At 61.5% G+C, this 14,286-nt stretch carries 10 protein-coding genes; 4 read left to right on the forward strand and 6 right to left on the reverse strand.

All coding sequences use genetic code 11. The features are described 5' to 3' along the window. Positions 1–11 precede the first annotated feature (11 nt). From fdh3B to CHB75_RS21700, 4 genes are all read left to right on the forward strand, one after another. Positions 12–605 (forward strand): formate dehydrogenase FDH3 subunit beta, encoded by a 594-nt coding sequence (gene fdh3B / locus CHB75_RS14040; RefSeq protein ID WP_089271543.1) that lies wholly within the window; start codon positions 12–14, stop codon positions 603–605. Positions 606–773: 168 nt separating this feature from the next. Continuing rightward, positions 774–1,991, forward strand: coding sequence for a formate dehydrogenase subunit gamma (locus CHB75_RS14045; RefSeq protein ID WP_089271545.1), 1,218 nt, complete (start codon positions 774–776; stop codon positions 1,989–1,991). A 3-nt stretch (positions 1,992–1,994) separates the two neighbouring features. Continuing rightward, positions 1,995–3,284, forward strand: a complete 1,290-nt coding sequence (locus CHB75_RS14050; RefSeq protein ID WP_089271547.1) for a c-type cytochrome — start codon at positions 1,995–1,997, stop codon at positions 3,282–3,284. A 3-nt stretch (positions 3,285–3,287) separates the two neighbouring features. Further along, on the forward strand, positions 3,288–3,437 hold the full coding sequence (locus CHB75_RS21700) for a hypothetical protein (RefSeq protein WP_176439143.1): 150 nt from the start codon (positions 3,288–3,290) through the stop codon (positions 3,435–3,437). Here the strand turns inward: CHB75_RS21700 and CHB75_RS14055 are convergent. The 6 genes from CHB75_RS14055 to CHB75_RS14080 form a co-directional block, all read right to left on the reverse strand. Further along, positions 3,423–4,748, reverse strand: coding sequence for an aspartate aminotransferase family protein (locus CHB75_RS14055; protein ID WP_089271549.1), 1,326 nt, complete (start codon positions 4,746–4,748; stop codon positions 3,423–3,425). The two genes, CHB75_RS21700 and CHB75_RS14055, sit on opposite strands and share 15 nt — an antisense overlap. 159 nt (positions 4,749–4,907) lie before the next feature. Continuing rightward, entirely contained in the window at positions 4,908–5,879 is a 972-nt protein-coding gene (locus tag CHB75_RS14060; RefSeq protein ID WP_089271751.1) for a C45 family autoproteolytic acyltransferase/hydrolase, read from the reverse strand. Between the two features lie 15 nt (positions 5,880–5,894). Further along, positions 5,895–7,355 carry a biotin carboxylase gene (locus CHB75_RS14065; protein WP_089271551.1) on the reverse strand — a complete coding sequence of 487 codons (1,461 nt, stop codon included), beginning with the start codon at positions 7,353–7,355 and terminating at the stop codon, positions 5,895–5,897. Positions 7,356–7,373: 18 nt separating this feature from the next. Then, complete coding sequence (locus tag CHB75_RS14070; RefSeq protein ID WP_089271553.1) at positions 7,374–10,112, reverse strand: aminotransferase class I/II-fold pyridoxal phosphate-dependent enzyme; 2,739 nt, start codon at positions 10,110–10,112, stop codon at positions 7,374–7,376. 78 nt (positions 10,113–10,190) lie between these two features. After that, entirely contained in the window at positions 10,191–11,147 is a 957-nt protein-coding gene (locus CHB75_RS14075; protein WP_089271555.1) for a carbon-nitrogen hydrolase family protein, read from the reverse strand. Positions 11,148–11,411: 264 nt separating this feature from the next. Next, entirely contained in the window at positions 11,412–14,180 is a 2,769-nt protein-coding gene (locus CHB75_RS14080) for a TRAP transporter permease (RefSeq protein ID WP_217898790.1), read from the reverse strand. Positions 14,181–14,286 lie beyond the last annotated feature (106 nt).

Below are 14,286 nucleotides of genomic sequence, written 5' to 3' on the forward strand. Positions count from 1 at the left end.
GTATATGAGACATGGCACGAGCTAAATTTCTCGTCGACGCCGAACGCTGCATCGAGTGCAACGCCTGCGTCACCGCCTGCAAGAACGAACACGAGGTGCCCTGGGGGATCAACCGCCGCAAGGTGGTGACGATCAACGACGGCTCGCCCGGTGAACGGTCGATTTCGGTAGCCTGCATGCACTGTTCGGACGCGCCCTGTATGGCGGTCTGCCCGGTGGACTGTTTCTACCAGAACGAAGAGGGCGTGGTCCTGCACTCCAAGGATCTGTGCATCGGCTGCGGCTACTGCTTTTACGCCTGCCCCTTTGGCGCGCCGCAGTATCCTCAGGCCGGCAACTTCGGTTCGCGCGGCAAGATGGACAAGTGCACCTTCTGCTCGGGTGGTCCGGAAGAGGACAACTCCCAGACCGAATTCCAGAAGTACGGCCGCAACCGGATCGCCGAAGGCAAACTGCCGATCTGCGCCGAGATGTGCGCCACCAAGGCTCTGCTCGCCGGTGACGGCGATATCGTGTCGGCCATCTACCGCGAACGCGTCGTCGCGCGCGGTTTCGGTTCGGGCGCATGGGGCTGGGGCACAGCCTATGACCAGAAGGGTGGCTGACGCCTTTTGACATCGGGGGCCAGCGCAGCGACCTGCTGCGCTGGCCCTTTTCATCCTGATGAGCGGATCATTTCCGATCTCCCGCGTGCCGGGAACTCTGAAATTGTCCGACGAACGGTTCGCCATATCCTGCGCGCCGATCCAACCGGAGACTCCTGGGAGCCCGCCATGAAAACCCTATACCCTCTATTTGTCTTGCTCGCCCTTGCGCTGGCCCCCGTTCCCGCCGTTGCGCAGGATGGCCACGTTGATCCCTCTGTCACCGAACAGGGGCCGGGGCGCACCGCGCAGACGCTTGAGGACATTCTGGCCCGCCAGCGTGGCGAGGCGGTTGACGACAGCACCCGCAAGGCTCTGATCGGCCACCCCGAGGACGCCGCCCCGATGAGCAGCCCCCTGGGAACCCGTGGCGGTGCCTCGGACCCGGATCTGTGGCGCGGGCTGCGCTATGACGAGGCGGACGTGACAACCTTGCAGCGCGGGCCTGCGGCCACGACGCTGATCCAGGACAACGGCATGTGGTGGCTGGAATTCCGCCACGGGCCACTGATTACCTATGGCAGCTGGCTTCTGCTGGGCACCATCGGTTTGCTTGCCGTCTTTTACCTGATCCGGGGACGTGTGCGGATTGATGGGCCCAAGACAGGCCGCAAAATCGAACGTTTCAAGTTTATCGAACGGATGGGGCACTGGCTGCTGGCGGGGTCGTTCCTGATCCTTGGCATTACTGGTCTCATCACTCTGATGGGGCGCAAGTTCCTGATCCCCGCCTTTGGCCACGATGCGTTTTCGACCATGGCAATCGGAGCAAAGTGGATTCATGACAACGTCTCATGGGCCTTCATGCTGGGCCTTGTGATCATCTTTGTCATGTGGGTCGTGCACAACATCCCCGACCGTACCGACATCAAGTGGTTCCTGAAAGGTGGCGGCCTGTTCGGCGGCGGCGGCCATCCGGATGCCAAGAAATTCAACGCGGGGCAAAAGATCATATTCTGGTCGGTGATCCTGCTGGGTGCCTCAATCTCGATTTCTGGCCTGTCGCTGCTGTTTCCGTTCGAATTGCACCTGTTCGGGCCGACTTTCGCGCACCTGAACGACTGGGGTGTGCCGCAGATGCTGGGCTATGGCCCACTGCCAACCGATCTGCCGCCGCAGGCCGAAATGCAGTACAGCCAGCTTTGGCACGCCATCGTTGCTTTTGTCCTGATGGCAGTGATCCTTGCTCACATCTACATCGGCACGGTGGGGATGGAGGGCGCCTTTGACGCCATGGGTTCCGGCATGGTCGAAGAGCAGTGGGCGAAAGAGCACCACAACCTATGGGTTGCCGAGGTGAAGGAACGCGAAAGCGCCGCGCACAAGAGCGCGACCCCGGCCGAATAGCCCATGCGCTGGCTGCTGCTGGCACTGGCGCTGACGACAGGCCCCGCGCTGGCCGGTGAATATGCAACTCTTGAGGGACACGGCGGGCCGATCATGGGCATCACCGTGTCCCCCAATGGGCAGATAGCCACCACAAGTTTTGACAATGCCGTGGGGCTATGGAACGACACCACGCCACGCTGGCTGGAAAATCACCGCGCGGCGGTGAACTGCGCCGTGTTCCTGTCAGAGACAGAGCTTGTCACGGGCGGGGACGATTTTGCACTGGTGCACTGGGACCTTGCAACAGGAAGGGCCACACGGATGGAAGGCCATCAGGGCAAGGTGATGTCACTGGTCGTCAGCCCCGATGGCGCACTGATTGCCTCGGCCAGCTGGGACGGCAGCATCGGCCTTTGGCCCCTGTCTGGTGACGTACCAAGGTTTCTGCATGGGCACGCGGGGCCGGTCAACGACCTTGCCTTTTCCGCAGACGGCGCGCGGCTCTATTCCGCCTCGGCGGACGGATCGCTGCGGATCTGGGATGTACTGTCAGGTCAGGAACAGGGGCGGCTGGTAGAACACGGCTTTGGCCTGAATGAGGTTGTGCTGAACGAAAGCGCCGGATGGCTTGCCTATGGCGCTGTGGATGGCGGCACGCGGGTGATAGACGTAGAAAATGGCGCGGCCATTGCGGATCTTACACTGGAACGTCGGCCGATCCTTGCGATGGAAATGTCCCCTGCGGGCGACGTGCTGGCCGTGGGCGATGGTGAGGGGTTCATCATGGTGGTCGATACCACCGACTGGCACATCTTCCGGGATTTCCGCGCCACGACGCGCGGCCCGATCTGGGCCCTGGGCTTTTCCGCGGATGGGGAAAATATTCTGGCCGGGGGGCTGGACGATACGGTGCATTCCTGGCCCATCGCGACGATGGATGAACACGGGCAAATTGAAACCGGAAATCCGTCCTTTCTTGCCAATCCTGACACGATGCCCAACGGCGAACGGCAGTTCAAACGCAAATGTTCGATCTGCCACACGCTGACACCGGGCAGCGCGCGGCGGGCGGGGCCGACGCTATATGGTTTGTTCGGGCGGGCTGCGGGGACGGTCGCGGATTACCGGTATTCCGAGGCGCTGGACGGGTCAGCGCTGATCTGGACCGACGCGACCATCGACGGCCTTTTCGACATCGGCCCGGAGCACTATATTCCCGGGACAAAGATGCCGATGCAACGTATCACCGGCGCAAAGGACCGCGCCGATCTGATCGACTATCTGCGCGCTGAAACCGCGCCAAAGGAGTAGACCATGAAAGCCTTTATCCTGGGGATCGTGCTGATCGCCGTCATCGCTGTGGGGGCGAACTTCTCCCTTGAAAACATGGGGTTCTCCCAGGCTGACATAAGCGTCAGTTCGAACAGTGTCCGCCTGGGAGATGCCCCTTCAGCCAGGGAGTGAGACCTCGATTGCGCCGCTGAGCTTGTCGACAAGTTCGGTGATCTGCGCATCCTCGATGATAAAGGGCGGGGCGAGCAGGATGTGGTCGCCCGTCTTGCCGTCGATCGTGCCGCTCATCGGATAGCAGATGAGGCCGGCGTCGAAAGCGGCGGCCTTGATTTTCGCGGCGAGTTTGTGGGCCGGATCGAAGGGTGCCTTGGTGCCCCGGTCTGTCACCAGCTCAAGGCCCAGAAACAGGCCCCTGCCCCGGATATCGCCCACATTGGCGTGCTGAACAAAGCGTTCGTTCAGCGCCAATTTCAACGCATCCCCCTGTTTTTGAACGGCTTTCAACAGCCCCCGGTCAAGCACGGAATTGACCACGGCAAGCGCCGCAGCGGCGGCGGTGGGGTGGCCCATGTAGGTGTGGCCGTGCTGGAAAAAGCCACTGCCCGCACCGATGGTATCATAGATCTGCGATGAGCAGAGCATGGCGCCGATGGGCTGGTATCCGGCACCCAAGCCCTTGGCAATGCAGAGGATATCGGGTGCGACGCCGTCCTGTTCGCAGGCGAACAGCGTGCCGGTCCGGCCCATGCCGCACATGACTTCGTCAAGGATCAGCAGGATGCCGTACTGATCGCAGATTTCGCGGATGCGTTTGAAGTAACCCGGTGCGGGGGCGACGGCGCCTGCGGTGGCGCCGACGACGGGTTCGGCCATGAAGGCCATGACGGTTTCCGGGCCGACGCGCAGCAGTTCTTGCTCAAGCAGATTGGCCGAGCGCAGGCCGTAGTCTGCGTCGGATTCTCCTTCGTTTTGAAGGCGATAGGGGTAGCATGGGTCGATGTGGCTCATGTCCAGAAGGAGCGGTGCGAACTGGGCGCGGCGCCATTCGTTGCCGCCTGCGGAGAGGGCCCCGATGGTGTTTCCATGATAGCTTTGCTTGCGGGCGATCAGGCGGCCGCGCTTGGGTTCGCCCTTCTCGACGAAATACTGCCGGGCGAGCTTGATCGCGGCCTCTGCCGCCTCTGATCCGCCCGAGACGAGGTAGACGCGGTCGAGTGTGCTGGGGGCGTGTTCGATAAGCAAATCTGCAAGCTTTTCAGCGGGTTCCGAGGTGAAGAATCCGGTGTGGGCATAGGCGAGCGTGTCGAGCTGGGCCTTGATCGCGTTGATCACGGTGGTGTCGCCATGACCAAGGCAAGAGACGGCAGCGCCGCCCGAGGCGTCGAGATATTGTTTACCGGAGGCGTCGAAAAGGTAGCAACCCTTGCCGCCCACGGCCATGGGCGGGCTGGATTTCATCGAGCGGGGAAAGATGTGGGACATGGGTCAGATCCAGTGCTGGATAACGTATGGTTTGCGTATGGAAACCGTATGGCAGGCGTATGGCTTTTCTGCGCCAGCGTCGTTTCGGTTGCAAGGTTGGCTTCTGCGTATTTGGAAAGACAAGACGCCGCGGATGGCCGGCAAAACGAATGCGCCCCCCTAGTCCGCGCCGGGGACATAGACCTTGCGCGCGCCTTCCTCGAAATTGTCGAGCGAGAGCGGCCAGGAGGTGCCGGGCCAGCGGATCTCCATCTGTTTTTTGCGGGGGCGGTAGATCGCGGTGTAGAGCGTGCCGAAGCCATGTTTGAAAGCGGTCGAATAGAGCGGCGGTTTGAGGAAGGCAGAGATGAACTTTTCCTCGGTGTCGCGGTGCAGGGTCATGCGCTGTAGCAGGTAGCGTTCGCGTTCCACGGTCGCGGTAAAACGCGCGTGGCTGATCCATTCGACATTTTCCTGATGGTTGGTCGCGACGGCGGCATGGGTGATCAGGGTGGCGCGGTCGGGGGCCATCATCGCGGTGAGGTATTTGCGGTCGCGGTCCACCACGGTGACGTTGTAGCTCATGTGGGTGGGGACGCGGGCGAGCGCCTTGCCGGCCTCTTCGGCGGTGGTGCAGGTCTGAAGGACATAGCGCAGGATCAGCGGGACGCCGAAACCCTGACCAACCACGCGCCGCCCCCCAAAGGTGAGCGAGATCGCAAGGCCCGCGTCGTTCATGCCGTCGACAAGCCCCCAGAGACCATCCGAGGTGCCGAGGACCGTGCGCCCCTGCCATGCGGTGCGCAGGATCAGGGAATCAAAAGCGGCGGGGTTGTAGTCGTAGTTGCGCACCAGCACCGGGGCCTTGCCGGGCCAGAGCGCCTGTGAGCACCCCGAGAGGTAGGGCGGCGGGCAATACATCGACAGAAAGCGGGCGGCCTGATCGCCGCCGCCTGCGAGTTCGCAAAGCTGGTCGTAGAGCGGAACGAGTTCCGGCATGTGCCGGGTCAGCATCCGACGGCTTTCCATATAGGAGGCGCGGGCTGCGTCGCCTTCCTTGAGCCACCAACGCTGATAATCCGGCCAGTATTCCGCGAAAAGCCCGGCCCACTTGGGGCCGGGCTGATCTTCGGAAATGGCACGCCAATACATGGTCATGCCTGTCCTTTACATGATTTTGAAAGCGGGGTCTGCAAAAGCCGGACCAGCTTCGGCAACAGGCAGCGGACGGCCCGTGACGCATTGCTTGATGCCGTGGATCCACTTTTTGGCGCGTTCGTTCAGCATGAAGGATTTCGTCATCGACCGGCCACGAGTCACGAGGATACCGATGTCGGCACCTTCGTAGCGATAGTCGCCGGGGCCGAGGATGCGCAGGAAGAACGCCTCATTCTCGGACTCCACGGCGCGACGGTGATAGTCGAAGCGGTCATAGACCACGCGGCCATCTTCGAGCATGCGGTAGATGCCGGTTTCCGGGGCGCTGGTGCAGATATCGACCGAGTCATCCGTGTGCTTGATCACCATCTGCGACCATGAATCGATCATGTCCGGGTTGGCCCAGCGGCTGTTGAGTTCGTCCACATCAAGTTTGAACTGCTTCTTGGAGAATTCCAGCAGGTGGAACAGGAAAAGCGGTGCGTCGGCATGGGCAAAGGCGGCGTGGTTGGTCATCGACGAGGCGCCCGTGATGCGCGGGTTGAGTTCGCCGAGCCAGAGATCGCCGGTTTTCTTGTCGATCAGGAAGTCGAGTTCGAAATAGCCGCGATAGCCCTCTTTCCTAAGTTGTTCACCGAACTTGAAGGTCAGGTCGCGGGCGTGGTTACGCACCTTGGGCGGAAAGGCCGTGGCAAGGATTTCGTTGCCGCACCAGCCGCCGCGATACGGGGTCAGATCCTTGAAACCCACCAGTTCGGTCATCAGCGGGCCGACGATGGTGCCTTCCTTGGTGGCGCAGGCCTCGATCGCGGAACCGCGGCAATCGATGCGTTTCATGATCTTGATTTCGCCTTCGCCGACGATTTCGGATTCATGGCGGCGGAAGTCATCCTCGGATTTGATGAAGAAGGTGGTGTGGCCGCTGTCGCCAAACGCTGATTGCAGCACCAGATCGTGGCCGATGCCGGCCTTTTCGGTGATCTTACGCAGGTGTTCGTAGCTGTCCACCACCGAGAGGGTGTTGGGCACCGAAGGCACGCCGGCCTTGTTGCCGATGCGGACGGTTTCGATCTTGTTGTCCATGCTCTGGCGCAGCTTGGCCTTGGGGAACCAGACGTCGGCGCCAAGTTCCTTGGACAGGCGTTCGGTTTCTTCGTCGAACATCAGGAAGACGAAATGCGGCTTGCCACCGCGACGCTTGATGAAGTCGATGACTTCCTTGTGCTGGAGCAGGTAGTTGTTGATGTCTTCGATGCTCTGGAATTCAGCGTGGGGCTGTTCAGACGGGCAGAACACGTTCGGGTGCTTGCCGTCGTAGCAGTCGATGTAGCAGATATATTTGAAGTTCTTCACCCATTCGTCGAGCCCGAGCAGGTTGAAGTTGGTGGCGGAGATGAAATAGATCGGATCCTCGTTGCGGTGAAAGAAGCGACGGATTTCCGAGATGTTTTTCAGGATTGTTGTTGTCATTTTTTATGTCCCTCTCTGTTATTCGGCAGCAGTGGAAAGTTTGGCTGTGGTCAGGGTGGCGAGCGCCTCTTTGGTGAAGACGCGCAGGCCCAGATCCGGGCGGTAGCCGTGGATTTCGCTGACATCGAGCGCGCGCATGAAGCTGAGGATTTCCTGGCTGACGACCTGTCCGGGGACGAGGATCGGGAAGCCCGGGGGATAGGGGATGATGAAGCTGGCCGAGACGATTTCCTCGCCCGCGTCCATCGCCTTTTTCAGCGAGCCGTCGAGTTCGAGGTAGTCGCAGTTGTTTTCATCATAGCTGAGGAAGAAGGCCGTGCGAATGTCGCCTTCGGATGTCACGTTGTCGGCGCGGAAGGCGTCGTGGAAGCGTGAAAAATCGGGCAGCGGCGGCAGGTCGTGCATGAGGTTCTTGACCCGCTTGTCAAAGCCGAGCCGTTCCATGCGCGAGGCATCATCAAGCAGATCATCAAGGCTTTTGGCGATCTCGACCAGCACTTCGATCAGATAGGCGACAGAGGACCGCGTGGTGCCGATGTTGGTCATGAAGAGGACCGTGTTGCGCGAGGTCTTGTTGATCTGGATGCCGTATTTATCCATCAGAATCTGCGTCTTGAAGGTGTCGCCATCCCAGCCGGTGCCGCCCACGGCCAGCGTGACACGGGTGGCATCAAGGACGAATTCGTCCTTTTCCCAACACTCCCACAGGTCGGTCCAGCCCTGTTCGGGTTCATAATAGCTCTCGACGCCGCTTTCGCGGTGCGCCTCGGGGATCATGTCGCCGGCGGTGAGCACCTTGAAGTATTTCTGCAAGAGCGGATGGGTTGAGATGGCGCGGCGCATGGACATGGCCGCCTCGATCTGGCGCTGGACGAATTCGAAACCTTCGAGTTCGACCTGACGGCGGCCCACATCGAGCGAGGCGATGATCTGGTAGTTGGGCGAGGTCGAGGTATGGGTCATGTAGGCTTCGTGGAAGCTTTGCTCGACCTCGCCTTTGAAGTCCTGGTCGTTGACGTGGATCATCGACCCCTGCCGCAGTGAGGTCAGCGTCTTGTGCGTCGACTGGGTGCCGTAGACGCGCACGCGGGCCGTGGGCGGCGGGATCAGGCGGGTCTTGAGCAGGGTCGCGTCATCGGCGTCCTTGAGCTTGGCCTGCTGCTTTTCATAGGCCTTGGCGTGGTCGGCGCTGCGCAGGCGTTCGCGCAGCACGTTGGCGGCATTCATCGCCGTGCGGCCGCGATAGGTGGGGTTGAAGCGGGCAAAGGCAAACCACGCCTCGTCCCAGAGGAACACGAGGTCGGGCTTGATCGCCAGACATTCCTCCATGATGCGTTCGACGTTGTAGACGATGCCGTCAAAGGTGCAGTTGGTCAGCAGAAGCATCCGCACGCGGTCAAGTTTGCCGGCCGCCTTGAGATCAAGAAGCTGTTTCTTGATGTCGTGCAGCGGCACCGCGCCATACATCGAATATTCATTCAGCGGATAGCTGTCGAGGTAACAGACCTGCGCCCCGGCCAGCACCATGCCGTAGTGGTGCGATTTGTGGCAATCGCGGTCGACCAGAACGATATCGCCGGGGCGCACCAGCGCCTGAACGACGATCTTGTTGCAGGTCGAGGTGCCGTTGGTGGCAAAGAAGGTCTGTTTCGAGCCAAAGGCGCGGGAGGCGAGTTCCTGCGCCTCTTTGATCGGGCCGTGGGGTTCGAGCAGCGAATCCAGCCCGCCGGATGTGGCAGAGGTTTCCGCAAGAAAGATGTTGGGGCCGTAGAAGGCGCCCATGTCCTGAATCCAGTGCGAGCGGGTGATGGATTTGCCGCGGCTGATGGGCATGGCGTGAAAAACACCGGTGGGCTGTTTGGAATAGTTGACCAGCGCTGTGAAGAACGGGGTCTTGTAGCGCGCCTGCACACCGCGAAGGATGTTCAGGTGCAGCTCCATGAAGTCTTCCTGGTTGTAGAAGACGCGGCGGCAGATGCCGAGATCGAGCCCGGCGATATCTTCGACCGAGCGTTCGGTGACAAGGTAGGCATCGAGTTCCGGGCGCACCTTGTCGATCAGGCGGCAGAGTTCGGGGCCGTAGTCGCGCGGGCGCAGGGAGTCGAGTTCGTCCTGACGTTCGACACTGTCGATATAACGCGACAGCAGCGGCATTTCGATCTGGGATTTCAGCGTCAGGCCGGGGCGCACGACGATGGCCTGAATGTTGTGGTTGAAGAGCACCGCGATCAGCGCATCCTCAAGGCTGGGAACGACGACCGCCTCGTATTGGAAGGGATCCTCGGGGCGGCGCATGCGGGTCACGTTGGACTTGAGCCAGCGTTCCTGCTGTTCGTTGACGTCATCGACGATCAGCACTTCGAAATAGGGTTTGGACATGGCGCGGGCCTCGGGCGAGAGCATCGCCTCGTCGTCCTGTTCGTCCTTTTCAGAGGTGTCCTTGTCGAGCGGGATATGGCGGCGGCGGTAGGCCCCCGAGGTCAGCGCGCGCAGGGCACGGTGCACGGAATAGGCCAGTTCCACGTAATGGCCATGGGCGAACTGGCGGCGCATGAATTCAAAGGCCGGCATGCCGGGAAAGGCCCAGTAGGGTTCGATCACCTCAAGCGCGGTCCAGAGTTCTTCGACGCGTTTCTTGAGGCCCGCCATCTGGCGATCGGTGCCGCCATGGGCAAGAGCGTCGGTGGCTTCGCGCAGGGCGGCCCATCTGTCGGATCTTAGCTGGACCGCCGAATAGTACTCATTAACGGATTGCATCGCTTCTCTCTCCCCCAAAAGGCGACAGGTCACGCGACGCGACGGGGGGGCCGAATGGCGCCCCCAGAGCGGGCGGGATCAGCCGCTGGATGTTTTACCCAAGACCGGCTGGTTTCCCAGCGGCCGGTTGATCAGGTCGTCACCGGCAAGCGGCACGTCCACATGCAGCCCGGCACGGTTGCCCTGCTGCGGCATTTCAAGCGGCCCGAGCGTGTAGAGATACGCATCGGTGCCGCTGGCCCGGTCATAGACCGGAAAGTCGTTGGAGCGGTCGCGGAAGGATTTGAGCACCTGGCCCAGACCCTTCATTCCGGCCTCGCGCTGGCGGCGGACCACGTCTAGATCGACCTCGATCGGGAACATGTCCTCTTGTCCTGCCGACTGGTGCAGCACCATGGAACTGGGATCGACGACGATGGATTTGCCTACGCCCCCTGCCCCAAGGCCGTTGACGGCAAAGACGTAGCACTGGAATTGCGCCGCCGTGGCGCGCGCGATGGCCAGTTCGGCGTCGCGGTCGGTGGTGCCGGTCAGAACCGGGTTCAGGATGATTTCCGCGCCCATGGATGTCAGCTGGCGCGTGGTTTCCGGGAACCACAGGTCATAGCAGATCGACAGGCCAAAGCGGCCCACGTTCGGCACGTCAAAGACGCAGAATTCGGTGCCTGCGGTGATCCCTGCCTCGTACGGGCGGAACGGGAACATCTTGGCATAGCGGGCGACGATGTGGCCATCGGGGTTGATCACCACGGCGGTGTTGCGGATCAGGCCGTCATCGCCGCGCAGGAACATCGTGCCCGGGATCAGCCAGACACGGTGACGGCGGGCGGCGACGCAGAATTTCTCGATCGTTTCATTTTCGGTCGGGACGGCAAAGCGGTCGAGCGGGCCAAAGGCGGCCAGTTCGGAAAACATGACCATCTGGGTCCAGGGAAAGCGTGCCATCACCACGTCGAGATGATGGATCATGGTCTCGACGTTCGAGTGGGTGGCATGCACGTACATCTGTACGCCAGCGATTGCGAAAGGGGTCATAGGAAACAGTCTCCATAGGTGGGGAAACACCTGTCTGGGCTTGTGCCCGGTATTCCCGCTTGCCGCATCCCTTACGCCCTTGGACCTGCGACGGGAACTACCAAGACCGACGAATGCGACGCCTTTGTGACAAACTGTGCACGTTCTTCTGCCTTTGTCCGGCCCAATGCCGCAATCGTGACAGCCCCTCCGGCGCGGCGCGCAGGATCCACCGCCACAGGGGCGGAAGATCCGGATTCAGATGTAAGGCACACTGCCATGCGATCAGGCCGCAGCCTTGCGGGTGACGACTTTTGCATTGCGGCCGCGCTGCAGGAACACGATCAGCGCCAGCAGCAGCAGCGCCGGGATGAACATCAGGTATTTGGTCGGCACGCTGACTGGTTTGAGCACGCGCAGGACCTCCTGATCCCAGTCGAGACCGGCATTGGACGCAGCCGAGCCGAAGGACACATCGTCGATGAACATCTTGTCATCTTCGGTGCGGAACACGAGGCCGGCGTTTTCGAGCTTTTCCGCGCCCGTGGTACCATCACCGATGGGCAGCAGGGCGACGAATTCGATCGGGTCGCCCAGATCGTTCACGCCAGCCACCCTGATGCGCAGCTCATCCCCCGCAGGTGTGTCCCCGGCGGCGGCGGCGATTTCGGTCGGCGCCTCCTCAAGGTACGGCGGGAAGACCATGTCCATCCAGAAGCCCGGGCGGAACAGGGTGAAGGCGATCAGCAAGAGCGCAATCGATTCATAGAACTTGTTCTTGGCCAGGAACCAGCCCTGCGTTGCGGCTGCGAACAGCAGCATCGCGATCGTGGCGATGACAAAGACGAAGATCCCCTGCGCCCAGTTCACGTTCATCAGCAGCAGTTCGGTGTTGAAGATGAACAGGAACGGCAGTGCTGCGGTGCGAAGCGAGTAGAAGAAGGCGATGACGCCGGTCTTGATCGGATCACCGCCAGAGACGGCTGCTGCGGCGAAAGAGGCCAGGCCAACGGGCGGGGTCACATCCGCCATGATACCGAAGTAGAACACAAAGAGGTGGACGGCGATCAGCGGCACGATCAGACCGTTCTGCTGGCCCAGTGTCACGATGACCGGGGCAAGCAGGGCCGAGACGACGATATAGTTCGCCGTGGTCGGCAGGCCCATGCCAAGGATCAGCGACAGAACGGCGGTCAGCAGCAGGATCGCCATGATGTTGCCACCCGACAGAACCTCAACCACATCGGCAAGGGCGGAGCCGACGCCTGTCTGGCTGACGGCACCCACGATGATACCGGCGGTCGCCGTGGCGATACCGATGCCGATCATGTTGCGCGCGCCGGTCACGAGGCCGTCGATCAGGTCCATGAAGCCTTCTTTGATGTCCGTGGCCAGTTTGCTTTCGCCGCGGAAGATGGCCATCAGCGGACGCTGTGTCAGCAGGATGAACACCATGTAGGCCGAGGCCCAGAAGGCCGAGAGGCCGGGCGACAGGCGGTCGACCATCAGCGCCCAGACCAGCACGACAACCGGCAGGATGAAGTGCAGGCCAGACCGTGCGGTCGGTCCGGGCATCGGCAGTGACTGCACTTCGGCGTTCGGATCGTCGAGCTTTAGCGGCGCCTCTTTGGAGGCGACGTAAAGCAGCGCCATGTAGACCAGCGTCAGGAAGGCAAAGACGATGTAGGCGGCGGTTTCCGGGAATGCCGGACGGATCCAGCCCATGCCGTAGTAGACCGCAAAGGACACAACGCAGATCGCCGCGATGGCAAAGACGATGCCGATCAGGCGCTGGACGATGGGCTTGGGTGTATAGGCGCGCGGCAGGCCCTGCATCCCGGCTTTCATCGCCTCAAGATGCACGATGTAGACCAGAGCGATGTAGGAAATGACCGCAGGCAGGAAGGCGTGTTTCACCACATCGAAGTACGGAATGCCGACATATTCGACCATCAGGAAGGCCGCGGCCCCCATGACGGGCGGCATGATCTGGCCGTTGACGGAACTTGCCACCTCGACCGCGCCGGCCTTTTCAGCGGAAAAGCCGACCTTTTTCATCAGCGGGATGGTGAAGGTGCCGGTGGTCACGACGTTGGCGATGGATGAGCCCGAGATCAGGCCGGTCATGGCCGATGCGACGACAGCCGCCTTGGCCGGGCCGCCGCGCATGTGGCCCATGAGGCTGAACGCGACCTGAATGAAGTAGTTGCCGGCCCCGGCCTTGTCCAACAGTGCGCCGAACAGCACGAAAAGGAAGACGAAAGAGGTCGAAACGCCCAGCGCGATGCCAAAGACGCCTTCGGTGGTGATCCACTGGTGGTTGACGATTTCGGACAGGTTGTTGCCCTTGTGGGCGATGATGCTGGGCATGTAGGGGCCAAGCACCGTGTACATCAGAAAGACCGATGCGACGATCATCAGCGCCGGTCCCAGCGCGCGACGGGTCGCTTCGAGCAGGACAAGGATGCCGATGACGGCGACCACGAAATCCTGCGTGATCGGCGCGCCGACGCGGCCGGAAATGTCACGGTAGAAGACATAGAGATAAAGGGCGGCTGCGGCACCGACGATGGCCAGCGCCCATTCCCAGACGGGGATCTTGTCCTTGGGCGAGCCGAGCACGATGCAGGCCACGAGGGCGATGACAACGACCGGAACCCACCATGTGGAGGAGCCCTCCTTGGCCCCGAACATGAACAGCGACCCCAGAATTACCGGGATGGCGATGCCAAGGCCGACCTGAAATTTGGTGCGTGTTGCCGGAAAGGCCGCAAAGGCCAGAAAGATCGCAAAGGCGAGGTGGATCGAGCGTGCTTCGGTGTCGTTGAACACGCCGAAGCCGACCATGAAGGGGATGGGCGATGCGAACCAGAGCTGGAACAGCGACCATGCCAGCGCAACCAGCATGAGGAAGCTACTGACCGGACCGACAACAGAGCGCCCGCCCGTGTCGGACGAAGCAACAAGTTCATCCAGTTCCGACTGGCTCAGGCCACCGTGGCCTGCGGCGGCTGCCTCGACTGCGGCGGCCTTTTGCTGATCTTTTTGCGACATGTTTGACTATCCCCGTTGGGTCATTTGCCCTGAACCGGATCTTTGCCCGGACTTCGCTTTTGGTGCGGGGTGGCGACGGCGCCGCCACCCCGAGTGTCACGGGACC

The sequence above is a fragment of the Puniceibacterium sediminis genome, assembly GCF_900188035.1.
In the GTDB taxonomy this organism is placed as follows: domain Bacteria; phylum Pseudomonadota; class Alphaproteobacteria; order Rhodobacterales; family Rhodobacteraceae; genus Puniceibacterium; species Puniceibacterium sediminis.

What these genes read in the sequence shown, in the direction of transcription:
- fdh3B (WP_089271543.1), top strand. Translation starts at nt 12, where the DNA reads ATGGCACGAGCTAAATTTCTCGTCGACGCCGAACGCTGCATCGAGTGC.
- CHB75_RS14045 (WP_089271545.1), top strand. Translation starts at nt 774, where the DNA reads ATGAAAACCCTATACCCTCTATTTGTCTTGCTCGCCCTTGCGCTGGCC.
- CHB75_RS14050 (WP_089271547.1), top strand. Translation starts at nt 1,995, where the DNA reads ATGCGCTGGCTGCTGCTGGCACTGGCGCTGACGACAGGCCCCGCGCTG.
- CHB75_RS21700 (WP_176439143.1), top strand. Translation starts at nt 3,288, where the DNA reads ATGAAAGCCTTTATCCTGGGGATCGTGCTGATCGCCGTCATCGCTGTG.
- CHB75_RS14055 (WP_089271549.1), bottom strand. Translation starts at nt 4,748, where the DNA reads ATGTCCCACATCTTTCCCCGCTCGATGAAATCCAGCCCGCCCATGGCC.
- CHB75_RS14060 (WP_089271751.1), bottom strand. Translation starts at nt 5,879, where the DNA reads ATGTATTGGCGTGCCATTTCCGAAGATCAGCCCGGCCCCAAGTGGGCC.
- CHB75_RS14065 (WP_089271551.1), bottom strand. Translation starts at nt 7,355, where the DNA reads ATGACAACAACAATCCTGAAAAACATCTCGGAAATCCGTCGCTTCTTT.
- CHB75_RS14070 (WP_089271553.1), bottom strand. Translation starts at nt 10,112, where the DNA reads ATGCAATCCGTTAATGAGTACTATTCGGCGGTCCAGCTAAGATCCGAC.
- CHB75_RS14075 (WP_089271555.1), bottom strand. Translation starts at nt 11,147, where the DNA reads ATGACCCCTTTCGCAATCGCTGGCGTACAGATGTACGTGCATGCCACC.
- CHB75_RS14080 (WP_217898790.1), bottom strand. Translation starts at nt 14,180, where the DNA reads ATGTCGCAAAAAGATCAGCAAAAGGCCGCCGCAGTCGAGGCAGCCGCC.